General features: G+C 38.3%; 28 protein-coding genes. 6 read left to right on the forward strand and 22 right to left on the reverse strand.

The window, feature by feature from the left end:
• Window positions 1-20: 20 nt before the first annotated feature.
• From AAHB15_RS06620 to AAHB15_RS06655, 8 genes are all read right to left on the reverse strand, one after another.
• Window positions 21-1,004 (reverse strand): hypothetical protein, encoded by a 984-nt coding sequence (locus AAHB15_RS06620; protein WP_335571504.1) that lies wholly within the window; start codon window positions 1,002-1,004, stop codon window positions 21-23.
• A 160-nt stretch (window positions 1,005-1,164) separates the two neighbouring features.
• Window positions 1,165-1,758 (reverse strand): VanZ family protein, encoded by a 594-nt coding sequence (locus AAHB15_RS06625; RefSeq protein WP_335571503.1) that lies wholly within the window; start codon window positions 1,756-1,758, stop codon window positions 1,165-1,167.
• A 417-nt stretch (window positions 1,759-2,175) separates the two neighbouring features.
• Entirely contained in the window at window positions 2,176-3,015 is an 840-nt protein-coding gene (locus AAHB15_RS06630; RefSeq protein ID WP_335571502.1) for an aldo/keto reductase, read from the reverse strand.
• Between the two features lie 20 nt (window positions 3,016-3,035).
• A complete protein-coding gene (locus AAHB15_RS06635; RefSeq protein WP_335571536.1) occupies window positions 3,036-3,683 on the reverse strand; it encodes a bifunctional 4-hydroxy-2-oxoglutarate aldolase/2-dehydro-3-deoxy-phosphogluconate aldolase in 648 nt (215 codons plus the stop codon).
• 188 nt (window positions 3,684-3,871) lie between these two features.
• The gene (locus tag AAHB15_RS06640) at window positions 3,872-4,030 is read right to left on the reverse strand and encodes a hypothetical protein (RefSeq protein WP_335571501.1); all 159 of its coding nucleotides are present in this window, start codon (window positions 4,028-4,030) and stop codon (window positions 3,872-3,874) included.
• Between the two features lies 1 nt (window position 4,031).
• Entirely contained in the window at window positions 4,032-5,279 is a 1,248-nt protein-coding gene (locus AAHB15_RS06645; RefSeq protein WP_335571500.1) for a Ger(x)C family spore germination protein, read from the reverse strand.
• Window positions 5,254-6,360, reverse strand: coding sequence for a GerAB/ArcD/ProY family transporter (locus AAHB15_RS06650; protein WP_342042013.1), 1,107 nt, complete (start codon window positions 6,358-6,360; stop codon window positions 5,254-5,256). The genes AAHB15_RS06645 and AAHB15_RS06650 overlap by 26 nt, the downstream gene beginning before the upstream one ends.
• A gap of 6 nt (window positions 6,361-6,366) precedes the next feature.
• Window positions 6,367-7,908: a spore germination protein gene (locus AAHB15_RS06655; RefSeq protein WP_335571498.1), complete on the reverse strand. Its 1,542-nt coding sequence runs from the start codon at window positions 7,906-7,908 to the stop codon at window positions 6,367-6,369.
• A gap of 145 nt (window positions 7,909-8,053) precedes the next feature.
• Between AAHB15_RS06655 and AAHB15_RS06660 the strand changes: the two genes are divergently transcribed.
• The 4 genes from AAHB15_RS06660 (at window position 8,054) to AAHB15_RS06675 (ending at window position 11,072) form a co-directional block, all read left to right on the forward strand.
• Complete coding sequence (locus AAHB15_RS06660; RefSeq protein WP_342042014.1) at window positions 8,054-8,623, forward strand: HAD hydrolase-like protein; 570 nt, start codon at window positions 8,054-8,056, stop codon at window positions 8,621-8,623.
• Between the two features lie 87 nt (window positions 8,624-8,710).
• Complete coding sequence (locus AAHB15_RS06665; protein ID WP_335571496.1) at window positions 8,711-9,409, forward strand: DUF421 domain-containing protein; 699 nt, start codon at window positions 8,711-8,713, stop codon at window positions 9,407-9,409.
• Between the two features lie 95 nt (window positions 9,410-9,504).
• Entirely contained in the window at window positions 9,505-10,395 is an 891-nt protein-coding gene (locus AAHB15_RS06670) for a DMT family transporter (RefSeq protein WP_342042015.1), read from the forward strand.
• A 158-nt stretch (window positions 10,396-10,553) separates the two neighbouring features.
• A complete protein-coding gene (locus tag AAHB15_RS06675) occupies window positions 10,554-11,072 on the forward strand; it encodes a DoxX family protein (protein ID WP_335571494.1) in 519 nt (172 codons plus the stop codon).
• A 50-nt stretch (window positions 11,073-11,122) separates the two neighbouring features.
• Here AAHB15_RS06675 and AAHB15_RS06680 read toward each other — a convergent pair whose 3' ends face one another.
• The gene (locus AAHB15_RS06680; RefSeq protein ID WP_335571493.1) at window positions 11,123-11,512 is read right to left on the reverse strand and encodes a YybH family protein; all 390 of its coding nucleotides are present in this window, start codon (window positions 11,510-11,512) and stop codon (window positions 11,123-11,125) included.
• A 329-nt stretch (window positions 11,513-11,841) separates the two neighbouring features.
• Here AAHB15_RS06680 and AAHB15_RS06685 point away from each other — a divergent pair, with 329 nt between their 5' ends.
• Window positions 11,842-11,997, forward strand: a complete 156-nt coding sequence (locus tag AAHB15_RS06685) for a hypothetical protein (protein WP_335571492.1) — start codon at window positions 11,842-11,844, stop codon at window positions 11,995-11,997.
• A 20-nt stretch (window positions 11,998-12,017) separates the two neighbouring features.
• Here the strand turns inward: AAHB15_RS06685 and AAHB15_RS06690 are convergent, their stop codons facing one another.
• From AAHB15_RS06690 to AAHB15_RS06700, 3 genes are read right to left on the reverse strand one after another with little or no spacing between them, the layout of a single operon-like run.
• Window positions 12,018-12,515, reverse strand: a complete 498-nt coding sequence (locus AAHB15_RS06690; RefSeq protein ID WP_335571491.1) for a DMT family transporter — start codon at window positions 12,513-12,515, stop codon at window positions 12,018-12,020.
• A gap of 18 nt (window positions 12,516-12,533) precedes the next feature.
• A complete protein-coding gene (locus AAHB15_RS06695; protein WP_342042016.1) occupies window positions 12,534-13,211 on the reverse strand; it encodes a Crp/Fnr family transcriptional regulator in 678 nt (225 codons plus the stop codon).
• Between the two features lie 16 nt (window positions 13,212-13,227).
• Entirely contained in the window at window positions 13,228-13,653 is a 426-nt protein-coding gene (locus tag AAHB15_RS06700; RefSeq protein WP_342042017.1) for a DMT family transporter, read from the reverse strand.
• An 816-nt stretch (window positions 13,654-14,469) separates the two neighbouring features.
• Here AAHB15_RS06700 and AAHB15_RS06705 point away from each other — a divergent pair.
• On the forward strand, window positions 14,470-15,012 hold the full coding sequence (locus AAHB15_RS06705; RefSeq protein ID WP_342042018.1) for a CBO0543 family protein: 543 nt from the start codon (window positions 14,470-14,472) through the stop codon (window positions 15,010-15,012).
• A 155-nt stretch (window positions 15,013-15,167) separates the two neighbouring features.
• Here AAHB15_RS06705 and AAHB15_RS06710 read toward each other — a convergent pair whose 3' ends face one another.
• The 10 genes from AAHB15_RS06710 to AAHB15_RS06755 all read right to left on the reverse strand — a co-directional run bounded on the left by AAHB15_RS06710 (window position 15,168) and on the right by AAHB15_RS06755 (window position 24,932).
• Window positions 15,168-16,415 (reverse strand): sensor histidine kinase, encoded by a 1,248-nt coding sequence (locus tag AAHB15_RS06710; RefSeq protein WP_342042019.1) that lies wholly within the window; start codon window positions 16,413-16,415, stop codon window positions 15,168-15,170.
• 8 nt (window positions 16,416-16,423) lie between these two features.
• Window positions 16,424-17,095, reverse strand: a complete 672-nt coding sequence (locus AAHB15_RS06715) for a response regulator transcription factor (protein ID WP_342042020.1) — start codon at window positions 17,093-17,095, stop codon at window positions 16,424-16,426.
• A 58-nt stretch (window positions 17,096-17,153) separates the two neighbouring features.
• Window positions 17,154-17,981 (reverse strand): RnfABCDGE type electron transport complex subunit D, encoded by an 828-nt coding sequence (locus tag AAHB15_RS06720; protein WP_342042021.1) that lies wholly within the window; start codon window positions 17,979-17,981, stop codon window positions 17,154-17,156.
• Window positions 17,982-18,863: an FAD:protein FMN transferase gene (locus AAHB15_RS06725; protein WP_342042023.1), complete on the reverse strand. Its 882-nt coding sequence runs from the start codon at window positions 18,861-18,863 to the stop codon at window positions 17,982-17,984.
• A 1-nt stretch (window position 18,864) separates the two neighbouring features.
• Window positions 18,865-19,326, reverse strand: coding sequence for an FMN-binding protein (locus tag AAHB15_RS06730; RefSeq protein ID WP_342042025.1), 462 nt, complete (start codon window positions 19,324-19,326; stop codon window positions 18,865-18,867).
• Between the two features lie 358 nt (window positions 19,327-19,684).
• On the reverse strand, window positions 19,685-20,668 hold the full coding sequence (locus AAHB15_RS06735) for a fumarylacetoacetate hydrolase family protein (RefSeq protein WP_342042027.1): 984 nt from the start codon (window positions 20,666-20,668) through the stop codon (window positions 19,685-19,687).
• A gap of 88 nt (window positions 20,669-20,756) precedes the next feature.
• Window positions 20,757-22,052: an MFS transporter gene (locus AAHB15_RS06740; RefSeq protein WP_342042028.1), complete on the reverse strand. Its 1,296-nt coding sequence runs from the start codon at window positions 22,050-22,052 to the stop codon at window positions 20,757-20,759.
• Between the two features lie 78 nt (window positions 22,053-22,130).
• Window positions 22,131-22,925 (reverse strand): 2-keto-4-pentenoate hydratase, encoded by a 795-nt coding sequence (locus AAHB15_RS06745; RefSeq protein ID WP_342042030.1) that lies wholly within the window; start codon window positions 22,923-22,925, stop codon window positions 22,131-22,133.
• Window positions 22,926-23,025: 100 nt separating this feature from the next.
• Window positions 23,026-23,913 (reverse strand): alpha/beta fold hydrolase, encoded by an 888-nt coding sequence (locus tag AAHB15_RS06750; RefSeq protein WP_342042031.1) that lies wholly within the window; start codon window positions 23,911-23,913, stop codon window positions 23,026-23,028.
• Between the two features lie 35 nt (window positions 23,914-23,948).
• Window positions 23,949-24,932, reverse strand: a complete 984-nt coding sequence (locus tag AAHB15_RS06755; protein WP_342042032.1) for a DODA-type extradiol aromatic ring-opening family dioxygenase — start codon at window positions 24,930-24,932, stop codon at window positions 23,949-23,951.
• Window positions 24,933-24,945: the final 13 nt, after the last annotated feature.

Raw genomic sequence — 24,945 nt, forward strand, 5'->3', positions numbered from 1 at the left:
CGGAAAATCACACGTTAAACTCATGACGAACAACCGCTGCCGCAGCTTGAACAGTTTGAACTTGAGCAATTTGAGCCTGAGCAGCTTGAGTGGTGGCCGCCTCCGTCTCCTGAATGATGATGATCCGTTGAGGCCGTGCCACAAAAAACAGCGGTTGTACATCCGCTCGTGTAGTTTCCGGGGTTCGCTAAAGCATAAAGTTTAACATGGTTCCAATACTCATCAAAATAATAGTAAGAAAAAAAGATCATCACCAGGGACAGAGAGGTCATTTCACCATATGTTTGAAGTCTGGTAAACTTACCTTTTTTATGGATTTGATACGTCGCTTCCGCTTCACTTAATTGTTTTTTCATCTGCGAAACCAGGTATTCAATTAACTCCTTATTATCCCCGCTTACTTTAAAGTATTTTTCCTTTAACGTTTCGCTAGGGCTCTCTCTAAGTTCTTTTAAGAGCTGAAGTTCAATAGGATGATTGAAAAAACTCCCCCATGATTTCCAGCTATATTTAGTAATTTGAAATAACTGTGAAAAAGTCCAGTCAAAAAATGCTCGTTCGTGTGGTGCTGGCTTGGGATTGGTGTTTGGTGAATGATGAAGCATCTGTCCGAGAAATCGTTCGGAAAAGGTTTGATACTTTTGTGTAAAAAGGATCATCGTATGCCAGACTTCATCAACCTCTTGGCTGAACATGGGAGTCGTCTTTAAGAGATTGGATAATAGGAAATAGCGCTTTAACTCAAACAGTCTCCATTCAAATTCATCCTCAGTTAGCTTTGGATTTTCTTGTAAAAAGCGTTCCATCACTTGGTGAACATAGTCATCATCAAGGGAATTATTTAATTTATCAAGTAGAGGTTCAATTGGGATATGGTCAAGGATTCCAAGCCGTGGCGGGATATTTCCCTTCAATAAAGCCGGCCTGTTGCTTTTTACAAGTTTCGTAACACCTGCCGTCAGCCCAATTAAAATAAGCCCAGCAATAATAATTCCACCCGTCATTTAATCAACCTCCCTTTGTTGCTTGTAAAAGTAGATTAGCTCAATAAGTATTTGATCCAAAGGGGTTTTCCTACAAACTGTGTACCACCAAGGATTAAGGCAGATTCATTGTGATTCCCCCTAGTATTTTTAAGTGTCAAGTTCATTTATGCTACCTTAATCATTTTTTTACTTTTACAACCTTTTGAATAACAGAACTTAGGCCAAAACCAATCCAGACACCTAGCAGATTTAAGATTAAATCATCAATATCCATGCTGCCGCGCTTGGTAAGATGCTGCATGGTTTCAATTAAAATGGTGCTTGCTGCCGGTATCAAAACTAACATCCACCAAGAGAGGTGCCTTGAAAACATACGAGCAGCTACACCGTAGGGTACGAATAATAGGATATTGGCAGTTAGATTGTAAAAAGCTATTAGAAAATTACTGTCTCCACCAAGGAATCCGCCTATGGTTTTAAAAGGGACATAATTTATTTGACTATACTCCCGATTTGCTGGACGGAAAAATAACAAAATTAGTAATCCTATGCTATATAACGTTATTAATATTTTTAAAATGAAAATAGAGATATTGATTGTACATTTCCGAACATAATAAATTACAAACATAGCAAGACCTGTCAGGCACATCCAGATAACGACCAGAACAATCGGATGAAGATAAGCTAGAAGCTTAAGCCACACCGGTAATAATAAAACATAGATTAGTTGTGAAATTCCTAAAGAAAACCATAACGATTTGGTATCCATTCTTTTCTTCCTGCCTTCGAATTGTTCCACTTAGGGAATTACGTTGCAAATCTCATTACCTTACTTCAATAATATCCCATTTACACCTATAATTGGACAATTTTTTCTAATTGATTTTATTGCTCTAATAATTCGACTAGGTGGTATCTTTCATTTGATTACTGAAGAACATTCTTTCTCTCGATCATCCATCTTTTGACCATCACAGCCTTGAAGAAGGACATTCTCCCTCTCGCTCAGCCAACTTTTGGCCTTCACAGCCTTGATGAAGGACACTCTCCTCCTTACTCAACCAACTTTTGGCCTTCACTATCTTGATGAAGGCCATATTATCTTCCCAAGCTACTTTTTGTCCTTCATCCTCCAAGCCACAAAAAAGCACAAGCAAGATAAAGCTTATCTGCTTGTGCTTCCGTATTATACAAAACCAACCGTCATCTTATCCGGATGGGAGCCTGCACGACTATCTTGATTTAATCCATCAATTCTATCCATATCCTCTTGGGTTAACTCAAAATCAAAGACATCGGCATTCTCGATAATGCGATGCTCTTTAATAGATTTCGGAATCGTCACTACTTCATTCTGAAGATCCCAACGCAGAATAACTTGAGCTACGGATTTATTGTACTTCTGGGCGATATCGACAAGAATAGGTTCGCTGAGAAGCTGTCCTTGTTTTAAAGGCGACCATGCTTCCAGCTGAATGCCTTCATTTTTACAGAAAGCGTGAAGCTCCTTCTGTGTTAAATGAGGATGATACTCAACCTGGTTCACCATTGGTTTAATTTCAGCAGAACTAATTAAATCTTCTAAATGGTGGATTTGGAAGTTACTTACGCCGATAGCGCGTATACGGCCATCTTTATATAACTTCTCAAATGCTCGCCACGTATCTTTATATTTATCTTTTCCCGGCCAATGAATTAAATAAAGGTCAAGATAATCAAGCCCAAGCTTGTTAAGGCTCGTTTCAAAAGCCTCTAGCGTGGATTCGTATCCCTGTTCAGAATTCCAAAGCTTTGTCGTAATAAACAACTCCGCGCGGGGAATGCCTGACTCTTTAATTGCTTGACCTACACCCTCTTCATTACCGTAAATCGCAGCCGTGTCGATGCTAACGTATCCGTTCCGTAGAGCGGCTTTAACAGATTCAACAACTTCTTCGCCTTCTTTTACCTTAAACACGCCTAATCCCATCCATGGCATTTTCACGCCGTTATGTAAGGTGGTTGTATCTTTTAAATTAGCTGGCATCAACTTATCCTCCCTAACAATCATTTTCCTCTTGCAGCTTGTACCTTTTGAATATACTGTTGTGCATACTCAGTGATTTTTTCATATTCCCCTGTTTTAGCAGGTGCAACTAAATTTCCTCCTATACCCACTGCTACACAGCCATTCTTGATCCACTTATCAACATTCTCCAAATCAACACCGCCGGTAGGCATAATGTTAATCTGTGGAAGCGGAGCTTTGACAGCCTTAACAAAATCCGGACCAAAAGCACTGCCAGGGAACAGTTTCACAATATCCACACCTGCTTCTAACGCACGCTTCATTTCAGTAAGCGTCATGCATCCTGGCATATATGGAACTTGATAAAGATTACATAGTGTTGCAGTTGCTTCATCAAATGCTGGGCTTACTACAAACTGGGCTCCAGCTAAAATCGCAATTCTAGCAGTTGCTGCGTCAAGGACGGTTCCTGCACCAATCACAACTTCAGGATTATCCTGATAAAGCGTTACCAATTCTTTAATCACTTCATCCGCGTCTTGGACTGTAAAGGTAACCTCAATCCCTTGAATGCCCCCTTGCACACAGGCTTCAGAGATGTTGACTGCCTCTTCCTTAGAATCAGCACGGACAACTGCGACTACTCCACAATCTACAACTTTTGATAAAATATCGATCTTTTTCAGCACGCTGATCACCACTTCCAATCTATTTTTCACAAATAATCTACTTCCATAGTATAAACCTATTTTATAGTATAACGAAAGTATCTACTTACCTATGATAACTTAGTTTTTAAAGTAGACAAAAAAAGGAACCCAGCTTAAAAGCAAGGTTCACTCCTAGTGTTTTCCTGGTCAAAATTGTTTCCTTTTTATTGGATAATAGAAAAAAACGGCAGGACGATAAGGGTTAGACAAAGGAAAAAAACAGCAACTGCGCTAAATTTCTGTTTCCCCTTCCATAAGGTAACACCAAAACCAAAAGTATAGACAGTAATAACAAACAGAACAATATAGGTCAATAAAAGCATACTATCCCCCTACCTTTAACGGTTTTGTTGGCTGCTTTCCGTAGTCAATAATCTCTACTTCCGGTTTGACTATAATATCTGCCTTTAAAAACGATTTTCCCCAGTTGAATTTTTCAAACTCCTGAATCGTTAAAAAATAGCGCCGGGCATAAAGCGGTAACGGATAGGGTACACCCTTTAATTCCTGTTGAGATTTACTAAATAAATTTTCATTCAGTACTTTGATTTCTCTGATAATACGTTGTTTTAAAATCCGCCTATTTTTTTCTGATGCGAAGCCAACCATAGATGGATTAGTCATAATTTCAACTTTTAAAGGGATGGTAATAATAATTTGGGGCTTGTTTCTTTTTAAATTCATTTTCACCTTATTATTTTCCCTTTTCATAATTCTTGCAGCGAAATTCCTCTCCTTATTTGAAAAAGGATTTGGGAAATCAACTAATATATCTTTGATGTCGGTTGTATCGTCCAGGATATTGACAATTCGAGTTTCCCGGCCAGTTAACTTATTAATCATCACACCATTTTTAAAAACAGCCGATCCAATAAATTGTGTATCATCCAGCTCCCCGCTTGCATTCACTTCTCCGGCCATATATTCATCCTCAGTTCTAATCTTAGGATTTTTAACCTTTTTAGCAGTCGTGTACATCGCCAAATAAAGGTCTGTTCCTCTCTCTAACGTTTTAAAATAACGGAATAACGTAGAATCCGGAATCATACCATTTGCAATCCCGTGGTCGACCATATATTGAAAATACTTATGCGGCCTAGTTTCCATTTTCGGTTTATTTTCTACAAAATAGTCACTTGCATTTTCTCTTGAAACTGCTAAATAAGTATTCTGACGGATTTCTTTATCCATTTGGGTATCCATAATCGTATTAACAAACTTTTTTTCCTTTGCATATGATTCAGAGACAATAATAATTCTTAGGAATTCGTAACTAATTTTTCGGGAGATAATCGCATTGGCTGTCCCTTTAGCAGCAATAAAATCATTTACATCAAACGAAATGACTTCTCGTGGCTTTTCGGTTGAACCCCCACCGCCTTGCATACTGCCAACCTCAGGATTAGCAAGCAGCATAGTTACTTTAATTTCCCCTTTGTGTTTGGATTTATCAATGCCTAATCCAATAACATAGGATCGATCTTCTAGTTCCTTACGATCCCAGCAGCCAGCTAATAGGCATACAATAACTAGAAATAACAATCCTTTACATACTATTCCTGTTTTTTGCATGTTTAAATTCTCCTCTTAACACAGCAGCTAACCAAAGTATCACTGAAATAATGGTAAACACAGGGCCCACAGCCGCTATAACAACTAATTTAGATTGAGCAATCTCTATACTTGATTCCGGCATACTACCAATTAATAAATAAATCGCAGCTAAAGCTGGAATTAAGTATTCAATATCTTTAATTTTAAAAATATAGCCAAACATCATTCCATTAATATATAAAAAGACTGTAAAACGAATAAATGCTGACAAAAGCCAAATGACAAAAAAGATGATCTCCACATTTGGAAGGTAGCTTCCCAAGGATATAAAACGAATAAGTGTATGGAATGGATAACCAATCGTACCTAATGACGTATCAAACAAACAAATATAAACCAAAACGGCTACACTTAATTGGAAGGTGATAAATAAGTATGATATCCATGTACCTTTCCGGACTTCTTTTCCGGAGCGTAAAAAAGGGATAATCATTGTGAGAAGAAAAAAGTCAGCAAAAAGACTTAGTCCGCGAACACTATCTTTTATTATTTTAAATGGCCCTGGCCCTAAAATAGGAAACACCGCCTGAATGGAACTGCTTTGGGCACTTAACATTAAGGCAATATATAAGAAAATGACAGCATAGAAAACAATAAGATAGGAAACAGAACCAATATGCTGAATTCCTTTTTTGGCACCGTAAGCACATATGGCCATTAATATCGCATAAATGACAAATATAGGTGTGGTTGGAAAATAAAATGTCCGAATGATATTGGTATAGGTTCTAGTATCAAATGAAATTCCAATCGAGCTAATAAGGAAAATAAGAAGGCAGACACAGAAACCAATGTATTTACCAAGTAGTTTTACGATTACAGAAAATAGATCCTTGTTTTGATACAACAAAAGAGTCTTATTCAATAAAAGGAACGGAATAAAGAAAATACCTGCGGCCAGAATTGGAATCATCCATGCAGCATTTTGTACTCCCTTGTAAAGCATGGTCGGGGTATCCTCGGTTACCTTAGCCCCGGCCATTAAAATAGAAATGGATACATATTCACGAATACCAAGCTTTCTTTGCTGCTGAACCATATATTTTTATCCCTTTCTTCGTCTAACTATATCCTTAGGTTTTAAATAACCCGGGCGAAACCTTTCTTTAATTGGAACATGGCGGATAATTAAATCCTTGGATGATATGAAATGCGGAGTCATCGGTGCAAAGTATGGAGTACCAAAGGAATCCAACGAAACTAGATAAAACAATCCAAATATAAATAATGACGTTGCCCCATAGATTCCCATCGTTCCTGACGCAAAAATAAACAAAAAACGGGTTATACGAATAGCAAAGTTAAGACTATGATCACTGATAATAAATGAACTTAGACCACTTAAGGCAATGACAATAATAACAATCGGACTAATCACATTGGCTTGAACAGCTGCTTGTCCTAAAATTAATGCGCCAACAATGCCAATCGTAGGTCCAATTGGTGAAGGAACTCGTAATCCTGCCTCTCGAATTAATTCAAAAGCAATTTCCATCATCAAGATTTCAATAACCGATGGAAAAGGAACACGTTCCCTTGTTCCAGCAATTGCCATTAATAAGTCCGGTGGAATCATCCCTACATGATAATTGGTAATTGCAATATAGAAGGAAGTCGAAAATGAGGCAATAAATATCGCCAAGAATCGTAAAATTCGGATGAAATTCCCGTATGGTGCCCTAAGATAGTGATCCTCCGGTGAATGGAGCATTGCCCAAAAGGTAGTTGGCAAAACCAAACAGCTTGGCGAGTTCGACATCAATAAAATAATATGACCTTCTTCGATAAAGGAGGCTGCCCGGTCAGGACGCTCTGTATACAACAGGGTTGGAAACAGAGATCTCGGCCGCTCTTCAAGATATTGTTCTAAAATACTTAAATCGAGTATCCTATCCGTATCAAGTGCGGCTAATTTGCCCTTTATGTTTTTGAGAATTTCATCATTTGCTAAATCTTTTTGATAAATAAGGAAGACATCATTCCTTGATCGTTTCGAAACAACTTGTGACTCCACAATCAGATTTTCATTTTTTATCTTTTTACGGATTAAGGCGATATTATCGATTACTTTTTCATTGAAGGCTTCCTTTGCCCCTATGACAATTACCTCATTATCCGACTTCTCTATTCCCCTGCCGCGGATATTGGTTGTTTCAAATAAATAACATTTCTTGTCACCATCAATAAAAAGAGCTGTAATCCCACCCGTAACAAACTCTGTAATTTCTCCTATGTTGGTCGCTGTCTTTTCCATAGAGTACGAGGTTATATCTTGAATCCTTCCAGAAGGCTGTTCGCTTTTGATTAATTTCTCGATGATGGTTTCCTGAATATTTTCGATATCCACCATCGTACTGATAAAAATAAGAAAAGCGCGACGGTCTAGTGACCGGATTGTAAACTCACGAACCTTGACATCGGTATTTTTCGGGACACTAAATATGGATTTAAAGATTTCTAAATTATGTTCATAATTACTGCTTATATCTTGGCCTTTTAGGTTGATTTCTTTTTGATTTGATTTTTCATTAAAATGTGGTTCAGTATTGAATTTTTTTAGGAGCGTCTTTAATATAGTTTGCTTCATTACGAACCACCTCCCATTTTTATATAGTTTTCCAACTTTAGGTGTGTTTATGTATATAAGGAAAGGTTTGGAATAATTGAATATAGAGGGATTTTTCTATAGGATAAGAAAAGTGAAAACTTTTTATGAATAGAGGGATTTTAAGATGAATGTACTATGGGATTTTGATGGCACCCTTTTTGATACATATCCAGCACTTGTGGAGGGTTTCGTCAATTTGAGCAAACAAAATTTGGATCGTACCGAGGTATTAAGGTGGCTTAAGAAAGATTCAAAAACGGCCTTCAAGCATTATGGAATCTCTGAAGAACTGAGGGGCGAATATCAGCGGTTATATAATATGCACTCTGTAAACAGCCTGCCTTTTGATCATATTGAGGAAGTGTTAGCAGCGGTCGATGAAAATGTGATCGTCACTCATCGCGAGAAGGACTCAACTTTGTTGCTGCTTGAGAAATTCGATTTATTAAAATACTTCCAAGAAGTGGTTTCTGTTGAAGAACAAGGGTTTACTCGGAAGCCTCATACCGCTTCGTACGAATATGTACTAAAAACTCGTCACATCGATTTGGTGGTAGGAGATCGGGATTTGGATTTAATACCGGCACGAGGATTAAACATTAAAACGGTTGCGTTTCAGAATCCTAACATCACTGCCGATTTTCATATTAATCATTATGCTGAATTTATCCCGAAGGTTCTCCATCACTTATAGAAAACGGTTCAGATTTGCACATCTAGAATAAATCTCAACCAAAAAGAACAAACTATCCCAAACAAAATCACCGTTTGGGAGTAACTTATGTCAGTGTTTTTAGAAATAATTATTAGAACCTTCACCGCCTTTATCATATTATGGATTTTTGTACATATTCTCGGAAAACGAACCATCTTTCAAAAAACCTATCATTTGTTTATCGCAACCATTACCATGGGTACGATAGCGGGAAATTTAACCTTTAATTATAAAATAAAATTTATCTATTTTATCCTTTCGTTTATCATTATGGGAGCCGTTATATTCACCTTAAATATACTTTCAATCAAGAGCCAACGCTTTCGCGAACGAATCGCCGGAAAACCTGTTACACTCATACAGGAGGGGAAAATCCTAGAAGCATCTCTTCAGAAAACTGGCTTTTCAATCGATATGCTGAAACAAGCATTACGGGGGAAAGATATCTTTAATATGGATGAAGTCGATTGGGCCATATTAGAGGTAAATGGTTCCCTATCCGTTTTAAAAAAAGCAGAATATCAGAATATCACCCGAAAAGATGTAAATTTGAATCCGCCATCTTACAAAGTTCCAGTAGAATTAATTATGGACGGTGCGATTTTATCGGAAAACCTCTCAAATTCCACCTACAATGAAGAATGGCTCAATAAAGAATTAGAGAAAAGAAATACCAAGGTTTCCGAAATTGCCTACGCTGTCGTAGGGACAAAGGGAAACTTGTATATTGATTTATATCAAGACAGCCAGCAGCCATCGAATTGATGGCTGCTATTATTTTTTAAAGAAAATCCTTTGAAAAACTATTGTGTAAAGATTTACATTATGATTCGATAGAATATAACAAAAGGGGGGGAGACATGAAAGGAAAAATGAGACTCATCACGACCATGCTCATCTTTGGAAGCATTGGGGTGTTTGTAAAAAATATTGAGATGTCTTCTAGTGAAATTGCGTTTTTAAGAGGGGTTATTGGAAGCCTGTTTCTGTTTGTTGCTAGTTTTTTACTTAAACATAAGCCATCGTTTAAGGCATTAAAAGAAAATGCACTCCTGCTCTTACTCTCTGGAGGAGCCATCGGGCTGAATTGGATTTTCTTATTTGAATCTTATCGTTACACAACCATCTCAAATGCCACCATTAGCTATTACTTTGCTCCCATCTTTGTCATGATCTTGGCTCCATGGGTTCTAAAGGAAAAACTGACGAGTGTAAAGATTGGCTGTATTATAGCGGCGATGATCGGCCTGTTTTTAATTGTGAATCCTGGGGGAGAAGGACAAAACCATACTCTTGGCATATTCTATGGTTTGTTAGCAGCGGCACTATATGCAAGCGTTATTCTAATGAACAAATTTATAAAAAACCTATCTGGCTTTGAAATTACCTTAGTTCAACTAATGACCGCAGCCATTGTGCTATTGCCTTATATTGGGTGGCAAGGGAATCTTACTTTCTCAGGGCTAAACTCCACTTCCATTAACTTTATCCTGATCTTGGGTATCGTTCATACAGGATTGGCTTATTTTTTATATTTCACCTCAATTCAAGAGCTAAAGGGCTCCACCATCGCAGTCCTAAGTTATATAGATCCCATTTCCGCTGTTATCATAGCGGCGATTTTCTTAGGTGAAAGTATAACAGTTATTCAAATGATTGGCGGTGTTCTAATCCTCGGCTCAACCTTCTTAAGTGAAAAACTAGAATTAAAATTGAATAAAGAAAGTAAGACTCCCACTACATCTCCGTAATGGGAGTCTTATTTTTAGTTGATTCAAAGGATGTTCATAATTCTGTAAAAACATTTCGAACAAACTTTGAACTTATCCCTATTGCCATGTTTTTAATGTGAAAAAGGAATATAGTAGAACCATAAAGAGAAAACAAATTTTGAAGGGTGGAATCATTTATGTTTAACAAATTTTTAAGAGAGAATAAAATTGCAGCAGTTATCTTAACTGTTTTACGTTTATACCTTGGCTACTCTTGGATCTCTGCAGGAATTGGAAAATTATCTAGCGGAGGGTTCGATGCATCCGGATTCTTAAAAGGAGCAATCGCCAACCCAGTAAAAGGTCCGGACGGTGCAGTCGTATTTGGCTGGTATGTTGACTTCCTTAAACACATTGCACTGCCAAACGTTGATATCTTTAACGTTATTGTACCTGTTGGTGAAACTTTAATTGGTTTAGGCTTAATCCTTGGCTGCTTAACCACAACAGCAATGTTCTTTGGTCTTATGATGAACTTCTCTTTCTTCTTAGCAGGAACTGTATCTCATAACCCAAGAGACATCTTTTTAGGCTTCATTATCTTAACTGCTGGTTATAACGCTGGTAGAATTGGTTTAGACCGCTGGGTAGTTCCTTTCTTAAAAAAAATGGGTAACAAAAATGCTGGTGCTGAAAAATCAAAAGCAATAGTTTAAATATAACGCGATAAAAAGACGATTCGGGATCCCGAATCGTCTTTTTTATGCTAACTATTTATTAAATCGGTTCCATATGAGTTATCGATGGCACATAACCATTTCCCTTGTGTATTCTTCTTAAACACATATGTTGCTCTTCGATCCATTGAGAACTCCGAGTCCTTTTTTTCGGCATCAAGCAGCGTTTGAGAAATAACCAAAGCGGTGTCTCCGGCTTCTAGGATAACCATTTCCCCCTGTGTTGGTACAAGACTGTTATTAAAATATTTAGCGATAGCAATGAATGCCTTTTTGATTTCCTCCCTCCCTCTAGCAACCATGCCAGGCTTTACAACCAAAATGGCATCCTCCGTGTAATACTTCATTAACGTATCAAAATCTTCCTGCTTTATGGCCTCGTCACACTTCTTAATAAACTCTTTTAATTCGTGTTCCATTCTTTTCCCTCCCTATAAAACATTTACATTTAATATTATTTTAATAGACAATTAATATGCCCATAACAATTAAGACATAGTTTGTTAACATTGGTCCTTTAAACTAAATGTTAGTGGGGATAGCATGCGTGGCTATCATGGTATTTGGCGTAGGCGGAGCCGGTACTAGTGGGGACGGGAAGATTGAATAACGATTAAGTTATGATGTTGTTCAATATCCCAGTATTTTATTTTTTGGCCAATTTTGTTTTTTTACAAAAAACTCGATTAAATAGTTGGTATACTTCATCTCCTTCTAGAAACGATAAGAATGGGGGTGAAATAAACCTATGAAAAATGAAAACAATGGCGGGGGAAACCAAATGAAATATAGTATTTGGAATACTCGTACCGAAGAAAACATTAATATAACGAAAGAGAAAATTACCGATGCTTTAGAGCATTCCCCTATGGAGTCAAAATCGCCAGAAGAACAACATGACTAAAGCAGCCGTAAAAGGTTGCTTTAGTTTCGCCCTAAATGCTTCAAGCCGTTTTGAATCATCCTCGACTTCTCCGGACTCTCTTTACCCCCGCCAAACTTAAATACCACAATCCCCGCCACAATCACCAATACCCCAAGCAAATGCTTAAATGTAAAAGGAACCTTATCTAACCCCATAAAACCCATGGAATCCCACCATAATGCAAACGCGAGCTGTGAGATTAAAGCGATTGAAACGGCAATTGTTGGTCCGAGCCTCTTAATTCCTTGAACGATACAGGTAACCACTCCTACTCCAATTACCCCGCTCATCCAATACCAAGGCTTCATTCCATGTAGCTGAAACAACCTTCCGCCTTCAAAAATCAGCCCCATCGTCAACGAAGCCAGGAATCCAAGTCCCAGCACCAGCGTAGTCGTCGCCCAAGAACCTGCGCGTTCATTGACCTTACTGTTAAATATATTTTGCAAACTAACTAACGAACCTGCTATTAACGCAAAAATGAATCCTACTATCATCCAATCCTCACCTAACCTTTATTCGTAAATATTGCCCCCGGCAAGCTTCCTTAATCCCTCTAAGTCCTTTACGAGAATAAAGCCTCTATTCCTCTCAATCAGACCTTCTTCGCAAAACTGAGTGATTACTCGATTTAGATGCCGGTAACTTGTTCCAATTAAGTTCGCAGCATCTTTTATACTGAAAACCAGCTCAGATTCCTCAACCGATACAGATAACAGGTAACTGGCCAGCCGTACTTCCACCGGATACATAATATTAAAACTCATTGATTTATTTTTAAGGTGAAATTTTTTCGTAATAATCTCTAATAAAAAATTCAGTAGTGGCGCATGATCATGTCCATATTGTTTCAACCAGCGATGATGAACACCAATCATCATCACCGATGATACCGCCTCGACCGTGTTGATAAAATCAATGCCCTGTACGTATTCAAGGTCCCCAATCACCTCAAGCGGCGTTTTAAAAGAAAGGATAAGGGTTTTGCCTTCAGGTGAATTCGTATAGATTTTGAGTTTTCCTTTAACAAGGATATATAAATATTGCGACGGGTCACCTTGAGAGCAAATCAACTCTCCCTTATCAAAACTATAAAGTAATAGATGTGGAAGGAGCTGTTCCGTAAATATGGCATCGATTTGATGCATCTTGATATAAAACTCCAATTTCCCACGATCGTTGATTTCCATCATGCACTCCACCTCCAATTTAAAAACGAAGTATTACCACACCAGCAATCATCAAGCCAATTCCAATAAATTGCGGAAGCCTCATCCGTTGTTTTACCAGTCCAAACCAGCCATTACTATCAATAATAAAGGTTAACGTTAATTGGGAAATCAATATGGCTGAAATCGACAAGGTCACACCAATCTTCTGGATCGATGTAACGTTACCAAAAATGATAATCGCAGCAAACGCACCACCAGTTAAATATAAAGGATTGACCAGCTTGAATCCCTGCCATTTATTTTCACGAACGAATAAAGAGACTAGCAGGGCCACCACAAATCCAGTAAACTGGGTAATCGTTGCTGCCTGCCAAGTCCCAATATCATCACCTATCCGTGTGTTTGCCACACCTTGCAGTGTAATAAAGGCCCCTCCTAAAATGGCAAATAAGTATCCTTTCATCTTTTATCTCTCCCTAAACTAGATTTACCTTTATTAAAAAGTATTTCTTCTTGTTCAGGATAGGACATATGTCCTCAACTTATCATTTTATTTTCGTCATTAGGTATTAATTTCCAAAAGTAATCAAGACTAACTATAGTAGACCCTAAAAATAGGAGTTATTTAGATGAGTCAAATAGCTTTAAATTACGCCATTCTATGTATTGCTTTATAGGTAACGGATTAGGATGTTTTTTTATAATAAAAAAACATGTCTTTCGTTATGGAATCTTACTAATTATTAGTTTGATTATCACATCATGTTTATGTCTACTTTTTTATTGGATGGACTTTTATCGATTTGTCCTCCCTCTTCCGCTCGTACTGCCAGTGGTAGCCATAAGCTATAGCCTCCTAGCTTTGTTTATTATAAGATTTAGACCCAAGAGGAGGACCTTTCCATTTTTCTTTATCACTCTTACTTTGGTTTTTTCCATCGAGGTTTTTCTTAAGGATTTTGCAGGGTTTATACGATTTAAAAACGGCTGGGATTATTGGGACTCCTATTCACTATATTGGGTTTTTACAAGGTTTTTTAACTATGTAGGAGTATACCTTGTACCTTTTAAATATCGAAATCCAATTGAATCAGACACTAAGGTATATTGGAGATTATTTTTATTAATAGTAATCTACGCTAGCTTAGGAGTATATATATTAAACCAAATTTGGACTTAAGGCTTTTTATTAACGTCTAAAAATGCCCCTTAAAGGGATAAAACAAACAAAGATGTGTAATCTAGAATTGTTAATAGTTAAATAAGAGTGAGGTATATTATGTACAGTCATATAGAAAAGATGGGCAGCAGATACCATTCATTAGAAGCACATATATGGATACATCAAGATGTATTTAGTATTCAATGGTGGACTATTGTCCTTTTAAATGCTTTATTTTTTATATTACTTATAATTTTAATTGATCGAAGTAGAATATTGTTAATTTCTTTAGCGTTTGTAGTAAATTTTATTATTGTTGGTCTGGCAGATGAAATAGGTACTTTTTACGACCGTTGGAGTTATCCCCACCAATTATTAATATTTACTCACCGCTTAAATGCAGTCGATTTTGCGATCGTTCCCGTACTGATGGCTTTGTGTTATCAATTTTTCAGTAAATGGAAAGTTTATTTACTAGCTGAAGTTATTATTTCTGCTGTAATGTGCTTTATAGGGATACCTGTTTTTGTTTATTTTAATATGTATAAGTTAGAAAATTGGAACTATCTATATTCTTTTATCGTTACAATTCTAATGTTTATCCTTTCAAAAATGATCCTTGATTTTCTACGTAATAAAGGGAAAAGGTATTCACATTAAAACCTTGGATCCTTTCCTTTGTTCTTTGTTACAAATAAATGAACGATTTATGATGAGGATGGCTTCGGCGATCCTTTTTTGCATTATACAAGGCGTTGTTAACTAATGAAACAAAAGAGATGGAATCCATCTCTTTCATATCTTGCATATTTATCCTAGTTTTGATTTTTAACTGGAAGAATGACAAAAACCTGGGTCCCTTCCCCTTCATTACTGGTAATCCGGATTTTACCGGAATGGGTCTGAACAATCCACTTTGCAATCGAAAGCCCTAAACCAGCCCCTTCTAAATGACGATTTCTCGATTTGTCACCACGATAATATCGATCGTATATATGGGGAAGATCTTCCCTCGAGATTCCAATACCTGTATCCGTTATTTCAATAATAACACGTGAATTCTTACAGCTGGTTTTAACGAAAATGGCTCCATTTTCTTTCGTGTATTTCAGTGCATTATCTAATAGAATGAGGAACAATTGTTTTAACCTCTCTCTATCACCGATAATGTTGATGGGCTCAATGTCAGCTGTTATCCGGATATTTTTTACAATGGCTAGTGTATTAAAATCCTTAACCACCTGATGCAGAATGTCATCTAACTGGAAGGTCTCATGAATCAATTGCAGCTGATTCGAGTCTGACCGTGCTATGGTTAGTAAATCGGAGGACATCTTTGATAAGTAGTTAATTTCTTGAATTGCCTGATGTATGACCTCACTTTCCTGCTCAATACTATGGTCTGGATGGCGAAATAAGTGTTCCAAATTAAGTTTCATAACAGAAAGCGGAGTACGCAATTCATGTGAAGCATCTGAAACAAATTGCTGCTGCTTTTCCCAGGATTGCTTGATAGGGATTAAAGCTTTATTCGCAAGATAGATTCCCGCTAATACTGCGATAAAAACACTTAATAAAGATCCAAAACCAATGACCAGCAGTAAATGAGATAACATTTCCTTTTCACGTCTGAGGTTATAGATCACCTGAATTTTTTGTACAGGTGAATAATTTTTATATGTTGATACAAATATGTTCATAAAGTGATAGGATTCAGTTCCAATTGTAATGGATTGAAGTCCTTCTTTATTTAACAACTTCGAAAAGTGTTCTGTATCAATTTTAGTAATCGAGTTTGTAGGGATAACTTTATTAAGTTTATGATCTTTCTCCCATAACAAATAGATAAGCCGATGATTCTCCTCCTTCTCTTGGTTGAACTCCTCCCCAAATTTCTCCTCCTCATGGAGTAAATGATCTTTCTTTTCCAAAATATTATTATCCACTTGATGGTACAAACTATAGTGCATATATAGATAAATCGAAGCCCCAAAGAAATTTTGGAGAATAAAAAAGACAAGTGCGTTCAGAACAACTAGCCTGAGTTTTGTTTTTTTAAACATCGGATTGACTACTCCTTCAACATATATCCCACACCACGAATAGTCCGAATCAACTGATCATAACCAAAAGGAACTAACTTTTTGCGTAAATAGTGGATATAAAGATCAACGATCGCGTCAGTCGTTTCTGATTCAATCCCCCATACTCTTTGAAAAATTTGGTCCCTCGTGAGGATTTGTTCTTTATTTTGAATCAAATAAATGAGTAATTCAAATTCCTTAATTGTCAATTTCAACACTTCTTGATGAATAAATCCTTCATGCTGATTTGTATCTAAGCGAATGGGACCATATATCATTTTCCCCTCTAATCCCATCTTCCCGGTCCTGCGAAGGAGCGACCTGACTCTCGCCAAGAACTCTTCGGTAGCAAAAGGTTTCACAATATAATCGTCCGCCCCAAGATCGAGCCCTTTTACTCGTTCCTCAATTCGGTCCTTAGCCGTAAGAAATAAGGTAGGTGTCTGAAATCCTTCGCTCCGTAACTTTCTTATTAAGGAGAACCCATCCATTTTTGGGAGCATAATATCAAGTGTAATTAAATCGTATTCAAATGATGATGCCAAGAAATACCCTTCTTCTCCATTTTCTGCTTGGTCTACTTCATATTCTTCATCTTCTAAAATAGTTGAAATGATTCGTCTTAAAGGTAAATCATCTTCTACGACCAATACACGCATTATTCCCTGCAACTCCTTAAAAATTTCCAAAAAATTTAGTCTTTCCAACTTTGGATTATTAGCTTCTTAGAGCCCTTTGAACTGGTTTTACCTGATTCCTAAGACCAGCACCTTTCGAAGAGGAACGTTTTTGGTAATAACTATAAATATTCCCTACAAACAGACCGACAAACAAATAAGTTAAGCCGCCAAAAAGCCCATAAGTAATGATTCCCGAAATCGCTGAAAGAACACCAAACACGACTTGTTTGCTATATTTAGCAGGTGAAGTAGGCGGGTCCGTAAGTATAAAAAAGCAAAAAAATAATGCCGCATTAATAAATGGAGGTCGAAGTGCATCCGCTGCCCCCCCTATATCGAAACAGCCCATAAGAAACAGCAATACAAAAAAGGTTCCTAAATAGGAAAAGACTTGCGGATATTTATTAACCCGTTCCGTTACAATGTAGCCGCCAATCAACAATAATGATATCATCCACCACGAAAGATCCCCAAAAGCTCCCCACCAGCTTTGTCCTGTATGAAAAATAAAAACCGAAAGGAATAACCCAAACGCAGCTGGATTAAAAATTGGTTTCTTCTTATACACCAAAATATGCTTAGACAAGATCGCAATAACAGCAGTTCCTGCTACCATGTACCAAGGAGTAGTTACACTTAAAACTAAAGATATAATTAAACCCGTAATAACAGTAGCATCCCTGCTGCTCTTTCGATTTTTCAATTTACTATAAAGCCTGTCTATAGCAATACATACCATAACGGCAACTAGACTATTTATTATACCCATTACGGTTTTTGCCCCGACTGACGCAATGATTAAATAAGCAGCCATGGCAATAGTGACATATCCCTTTGGTGTTTTTAACCATTTATTTGCTTCCACTTAAATTCCTCCTGCTCTAACCATTTGTAATTCAGGTGTAACCAGTATACCTTTTAAATTCATCTCTTCTAAAAATCCTTTCGCCTTTTCCCCACCAAGCAGGAAGGAAGCCGTAGAAAAGGCATCTGCCATCATGGCGAATGGAGCAATAATGCTGACACTTACCCATTCATTGGGTGATTGATGCGTTTTGAGGTTCACTAAATGATGTAAATCTGGTTTTACTAGATTTTTGCGCTCATAGCTTCCAGATGTGCAGATCGCCTCATCAGAAATCTCAACTGTTTCAATCAACTGCCCTTTTTGATATGGATGCTGTATCCCTATTTTCCACGGCTGCCCGTATTCATCGAGCCCGCCTGCAAATAGGTCTCCTCCAGCGTTAACTACAAATCCCTCAAAGTCCTTCAGTTCGTGTGCAGCCAAGTCGATTGCAAATCCCTTAGCAACAGCACCTAAATCAATAACTAAAGGCTTTTTTAAAGTTAAGGTTCGCGTTTGTTCATTTAAGAATATATCTTGATAGGTAACGGTATCCGCTGAATGACTCTCGATTATTTCCCCTGTTAGATAATGGCGATTAAATCCTTGCTGTTCCATCACTTTTCCCACCGCCGGATCAAATATCCCATCCGTCAACCTCGCCAATTCAATTGCAAAATGAAGAGGTTCAAAAAATAAGGGACTAATTTGAACTGGAGTACCAACTGCCTGAGTAGCCTGAATTAATTCACTTGATGATGTAAAACGACTGCAGGCTTGTTCTACTTTTTGAAAAGCGTTAAACGCTCGCTCAATCCTTGCTTCCGTCACATCCCTCGATTCTCTTGTAACAACCTGTATATCAACAAAGGTATCCATAAATAATTTCGTTTTTCTCATGTTAACCCACCTCGTTCTGGGCCTGGTTAAGCGCATCCTGTACAGCATCTTCAAATGCCTGCGTACTGTAGGTAGCTCCTGAAACATTCGTCACCTGAGCACTTTGCTTCTGCATGACTTCATTTGGCAGGCCTACTACGTCTCTTTCCGAGTAATGCATGGCAAAATCACTAATCTTAACAGCGATAATCTGATCGTTCTTAATGGTCACTTGTACATCAATGGAACCACGCCGATTCATTCCAGCACCAGTAAAGGTTCCATCTTTATAAAGGTTATTAACTTGATTGCTGCTGCCTTTAGTCCCATTTCCTGTTTGGCTCGTGGTTTGAACGTTTTTTGCTATATGTTGAATTGGCTGATTATTGACAGCCTGCGTATCAGTTGTATAAAATCCTGCGGTATACACTGCCGCAACTGCAGTAGAACAAAGGGCTACCCACTTTTTGTTCATTTTTTTCATTTCACAAATCCTCCTATTGTATCGTCAAAACTTCTACACAAGAACAGTTTAGCTTTGCAATCTTAGAATTTCCTTAGAAACATCGGTCCTCATCAAACTAATCATACTGGTTTTTTATGGAAGTCTAGAGATATGGGGGAATGAATAATGAAAATTAGCAAAAGGGGAATCTTATTACACATAAAAAAAAGGTGGATATATAGCTAAAAGAGTACAGATTGCAAAACAAAAGATGGAGCTGAATCCGGTAAACCAAAATTCATTGAGTTCCACCTTGTTGCCTCTCATAAAGGTAATCCTAGCGTAGTAAAAAATAAAAGGGCGAACAGTTCATAGCACTGTTCGCCTTCGCAGCAGCTTATAGGCTGACAGGCTTTTTACTCCCTGTCACCACTTTGTTTTGCTGTTCACCCAGATCAATGGATCCGTCCGGACTTTTGATTTGGCAGCGGATGATATCGCCATCCTTTAGATATCGTTCATTATTGGCTTGGCTTGCTAATAAAATCTCCAGCTTTTGCTGAGCAGATAAAGAGGATTTGGCAAGCTGTTCATTGACTTCTGGAGAAAGATTTAAAGCCACTCCACCAGTTGTCCCCGTAATAATTAAATCCCCTTTTGATAAATCCATCATTTCGGATAGCTCTGTCAAGGTCTCTGTCGGTTTAAAAAGCAGCTGACTTGAATTAGCAGATTGGCGTAACTCATCATTAACCCAAAGATTCAATTCTAAATTATGAATCTTTGCCACTTCATCTTGATCAAGTAAATACAGAATTGGACCAGCAGGGGCAAACGTCCGGTAGCTTTTCCCCTTTAACCACTGGCCTTCCGTAAACTGGACGTCACGGGCAGAGACATCATCCACCATCACGAGAGCGGCAATATATTGATGAAGATTATTGTCCGTCACCTCAACAGGCCCCGTAATATCTTTACCTATAATGAGCCCTAGTTCAATCTCATAATCTAATAATTTCACATGATCGGGACGAATAATTTCACTGTTCGCCCCACATAACGTACTATCCGCTTTACTGAAAAACAAGTTAAACGGAGGCCGGTTGGCTTCAAGTCCTGCTTCGGCACGATGGGAGGCATAGTTTGTACCTTGACAAATAAATCGTGCTGGTTTAGTGACAGGACTTAAGATCTCCACATCAGCAAATGAAACAGCCGTTGCAGATCCTTCTTCCTTTATCCTTCTAGCTTCTTCCGTTCCTACTTCTAAAAACTCAGCTAAACTGCGATAAACATTTTGTAATACGAGGATGGTATCTCCTGAAACAACGCCCCACTGCTCTTGATTATCCTTTTTAAAACGTACCACTTGCAAACCCATGTGTGTCATCCCTCTCTTTTTTAAAAATTAGTTCAAAAGAGAACAGTTTCAGACACTGTTCTCCATTTTTTATACTTATTGGTTAATTTTACAAGACTTTTGATGTATTTGCATTTAATAGGGCTGAATTTTCTGAGTTTTTCGGACGAACAGCCAGCCAAACTAATCCACCGAAAACAAGCAGGATTAACCCACAAAGCTGGAACGCACGTTGGAAGCCAGCTGCTGGACTTGTTGAGTGTTCAATGAAATAACCCGTTACATATGGCCCTACAATGCCGCCTAATGAAGTAAGTGCCATGAACCAGCCTTGAATTTTACCCTGGTGCTTATGTGAAACCAAATCTACTAAAATAGCTGGTCCCATAACCAAGGTAATACATCCAAATGTTAGCCCAAGCGATAATAATACAATGGCTAAAATATTCGAACTGACCATCGCTCCAAAAAAGTAGCTGACTGCTCCAGCTAACATGACTGGTCCAAGGACAAAAATTCGGCCCTTCACCACACTTTTCGTCTTATGGTAAAGCCGGTCAGAAATTGTTGAAAAGATAATTTGCGAAAGGGTAATCATAATCCAAGGCAGTGCTACAACAATTTTTAAAGTACCTTCGCTTAGGTGGCGGACATTTTCTAAATAATTCGGAAGCCAGTTCAGCCCAATCGTAAAGGACCAATAAGTGGCAAAACCACATAATGCGACAAAGATGAAGTTTTTCGAGAATAGAGCAGAGGTGAATTTTGACTCGTTCGATACAATTTGTGAACTATCCTTTTCTGTAGCAAGTTCCGTATCTGTAACCGCTTTCTCTTTTGCGATCCATAACCACACTAAAATCCAAAGAAAGCCTACAACTCCGGTTGTGATAAACGCTGAACGCCAGCCATAACTAATGATGAGGTGCATTAATATAGGGGCTGAAATGGCGACACCAAGCGGACCTCCAACTGAAACCATTGTTAAGCCAATACCTAATTTTTCTTTTGGAAGATATTTTGAGGCAGCTGTCATCGCTAAAGCGTATGAAGGCCCTTCTCCAGCTCCTAAAATAATTCTAGTTACCAATAAATACGCAAAACTGCTGACAAATATTGTCGAGAATTGAACGATTGACCAGACTGCTACCATTCCAGCAATTACTTTTTTCGCTCCAATCTTATCTGCAAGGCTGCCGCCTAAAACTGCTGAAAGTGAATACAGTAAGAAAAAAACACTTCCAACAACTCCCCATTGCTCGGGAGTTAATCCTAATTCCTTCATAATAGGAACGGAAGCAAATCCAACAATCGCTTTATCCGCATTACTGATGACTGTTAATAAAAATAACAGAAAGATGATCACCCATGCTCTTTTAGATACCGCACTTTTCTTTTCCCCCATAAATGGACCTCCTTAAAATTTACTCATTATTACTTATTTTCAAGACCTTCCCCCCCTTAAGGAAAGGTCCTGTTATGTCTACTTAAATGTAACCTCAACTTTCCCGATATGAGAAAATCCGGCTGTGAACCGATCTCCTTTTTCAGCTGCTACCGCTGCGGACAATGCCCCAGATAAAATAATCTCCCCTGCTTTTAACACCACATTGTACTCGGAAAGCTTATTTGCCAGCCAAGCCACACATTTAGCAGGATGGCCTAAAACATCTGAGCCATATCCTGTATTGATCAATTGACCATTTTTAAACAAATTCATTTCAATCGATGGCAGATCCATATCTGTGAGCGAAAACCGCTCATCGCCGATGACAAACAATCCGCTCGATGCATTATCGGCTATCGTGTCGGCCAAGGTAATCTTCCAGTCCGTAATCCGGCTGTCAACAATCTCTAAGGCTGGTGCTACATAATCTGTCGCATCAATAACATCTTCGGTTGTCACAGAAGGCCCTTTCAAATCCTTGCGGAGTACAAAGGCAATCTCACCTTCCACCTTTGGCTGGAACAAATCATCTAAATGGATCACCCCATTATTACTGACTTCCATGGAGTTCAAAAGAAAACCGTAATCCGGCTGATCGACACCTAACAGCTGCTGCATGGCAACAGAGGTTAACCCAATCTTCTTTCCAACAACCTTCTGTCCGCCTTGAACCTTCTGATCAATTCCTAAAAGCTGGGCCTGATACGCCTCTTCCATCGTTAAATCTGGATAGATTTCTGATAGAGGTGTGATCGATTCCTTTGCTGCTTCAGCCTGCTGCAAAAGCTCATGAACATGTTGAGCACGATGAATGACTTGATTACTACTCATAGAAAAAACTCCTTTTATAAAAAATAGAGCACTATTGGATAGATTCAAAATCATGTTAAACTATGAATCAATTTAATAGTGCTCTCAAAAGTTGGTTCTATTATCTTGTTACTAGTGTCTCATCCTGCTTAACAGCTTCTTTACCATTTTTTAATAAGAAGTCTGTTAATACAGCATTGAACGCTTCAGGTTTCTCCCACTGCGGCCAGTGTCCGGCATCCTTTATGACAACTAGTTCACTATTGGGAATCATATCCTGAATTGGTTTCGCTTCCTCAACAGTAGAGGTTGGGTCATGGTCTGTCCAAGCTAACAAAGTCGGAACATTGATTTTGCCGCACCATGATGGTTCCCAGCTGTATAACTTCCTAATTTCAATATCCTGCAAGCAGACAATATGATGAACGGCTTCTTGGTAAGAAGCTTGCGTATAAATTTTGTAACGAGCTTCAATCAATTCATCGGTGACTTGGCTCTTGTCATACATTAACCACTCTAGTCTAGTTTTAACATTCTCATAATTGGCCTCAAGAACTGCCTTTAATGTAGAATCTTTTAGTTTTTGCATGACTTCAGGCTTGTTATTAACGTTGCCCGGTGTATTCAATACCATCGCTTTTACATACTCTGGATGCTCAGCTGCAAACCACGCAGCTACCCAGCCGCCTAATGATTCACCAGATAGATATACATTTGTTAAACCTAAAGCTTGAATAACTCCTAATAAATGTTCGCTATAATAATCAATTCCATATTGGCAATCTGGTTTGGCTGTATATCCGTGTCCGACCATATCGATGCAAATTACACGGAAATGTTCACTCAAGCCTCGGATATTTCGAGCATATGCCTCAATATGACCGCCAGTACCATGAAGCAGAATCAACGGCTCCCCTGTCCCAGCTTCTAGTACTCTTGTTTTAATATCGTTTGCATTTACGTAATAAAGTTTGTATTCCAAATCAGCTAAGTCAGTCCAAATCGTCATTTAAATCTCTCCTTTTTTTTAAAACAATAAACCCCTTAAATGCTAACTTCGTATTCTGATGATGGTTTTGGATCTTTCTGTTCAACCGGCTGTCTAAATTGTACAATCGCCATCCCTGTTACCCATTCCGGAATTGGCTCATAACAAGCAACACTCGTATCAAAGTTTTGCAGTGCACCAAGCAGGACAAGCCAATTGCGAATTTCCTGACCGCCATTTCCTAGGTTTTCCTCAATATAATCCGCACTCCAGTTTCTTAATGCTGCATAATTTTTTTCAGTAATCAATCGTAAAAACTCCCGATCGATTTGTTCGTTAACAGGGCCTGATTTAATTCGTGTTACATTTGTTTCCCTTAACTTTAAATAGGTATCAAGCTGCTCTATTTCCTGACGGCCATTTTTTAAAACATTAACCAAGAATTGGTCTTCCGGTTTTTCGCTCTCAATCTTCGGAATCGGCACCCAGTGAGATAATCCACCTGAAGCGACAATCGCAACCTTAAGATCTGCATCCCAGGATTCAATCGCTTTACGGATGACTTCACCAATTTGGAAACAGCGATCCATTGTTGGCAGCGGCGGAGCAGACGTATTAACCGCAATCGGAACAACCGGTATTTGAAGATCAGGATTTAAAAAGTAAATTCCCTGTGTATGACCGTGATCGACCTTCATTTTTAACGTAAACGCTAAATCAACATTGTTTTCTAAACCAGTGTGAAGGATATGCTTTGCCAGGTCTTGCTGGACGGGGATAATGTATTTAGGCAGCTGCCAGTCTCCCCAGCCCTCACACTCACCAATTCCAATCGTAAAGGAAGGCATATGATCATAGAAATAACTATTAAAATGATCATCAGACACTAATACCATCACATCGGCTCCTGTAGCTTCGAGGTATTTCTTCATTTCAGCCGCTGTTTGAAGGAAACGCTGTCCTTTTTCTCCGCCTCCCTCTTCATTTGTCATGATCATCGGACTATGTGACATGGCCACGCCTGCAATAATTTTAGCCATTCGATCATCTCCT

The organism is Bacillus sp. OTU2372, assembly GCF_038440275.1.
Classification (GTDB): Bacteria; Bacillota; Bacilli; order Bacillales; family Cytobacillaceae; genus Neobacillus; species Neobacillus bataviensis_B.